This is a genomic window from Mycobacterium intermedium, from assembly GCF_002086275.1.
GTDB lineage: Bacteria > Actinomycetota > Actinomycetes > Mycobacteriales > Mycobacteriaceae > Mycobacterium > Mycobacterium intermedium.
Genome location: NZ_MVHT01000266.1, coordinates 1 through 942, shown reverse-complemented (window position 1 = coordinate 942; position 942 = coordinate 1). Strand labels below are relative to the sequence as shown.

At 63.1% G+C, this 942-nt stretch carries 1 protein-coding gene; it reads left to right on the top strand.

Annotation, left to right across the window (positions count from 1 at the left end):
- On the top strand, window positions 1-884 hold an 884-nt coding region (locus BST27_RS30600), incomplete at its 5' end, for an IS3 family transposase (RefSeq protein ID WP_139805508.1).
- Window positions 885-942: the final 58 nt, after the last annotated feature.

Sequence of the window (942 nt, the reverse complement as noted above, 5' to 3'; positions counted from 1 at the left end):
GTCGCGAAGGGAAAATTCTGAGCCCAGCTGCCAAACGCCGCGCCGTGGACATGCTCAAAGAGACGCTGAGCATGTCCGAACGGTTGGCGTGCAAGGCCGTTGGGCTTGCCCGCTCCACCTACCGCCGCCTGCCTGCCGCTCAGACCCCGGCCGACCCGGACACCGAAATGCGGGCCTGGCTGCGTGCCTATGCCACCAAGCATCCCTGCCATGGGTTCCGGCGTGCTTGGGCGGCCTTGCGCTACGACCAGGGCCGTGAGGTCAACCAGAAGAAGGTCCACCGGCTGTGGCGCGAAGAAGGGCTGCAGGTGCGGGTGCGCAGTCCACGCAAACGGATTGGGCAGTCCTCGGTCCCGCCGATCCAGGCTGATGCGCCGAACGTGGTGTGGGCGATCGATTTCCAGTACGACTCCACCACCGATGGCAAGGCGATCAAGATCGCCTCGATGATCGACGAACACACCCGGGAGTCGCTGCTGAACATTGTGGAGCGCTCGATCACCGCCGAACGTCTGGTGGCCGAACTCGAGACGGCGTTCGCAGTGGCCGGCGGGCCGCCGAAGGTGCTGCGGATGGACAACGGCCCGGAGTTGGTTTCTCAAGCGCTGCAAGGGTTCTGCGAGAACAAGACCGGGTTGCTCTATATCCCGCCAGGGTGCCCGTGGGTCAACGGGTATATCGAATCGTTCAATAACCGGCTACGTAAGGAGTGCCTCAACCGCAACCATTGGAACACCGTGTTGGAGGCCCGCGTGGTAATCGGTGACTTCAAGCACGAACACAATCATCGACACCGCCATTCGGCGCTGGGCTATCGAACCCCCGCCGAGTACGCTGCGGCGTGCCGGCACACCCACACCCCGGTGGCCTGCGAGATCAACTGAATCCGAATCAACAAACCCGACTCCAAAACCGGGTGGACTCAGTAACGGGGACTAGCCA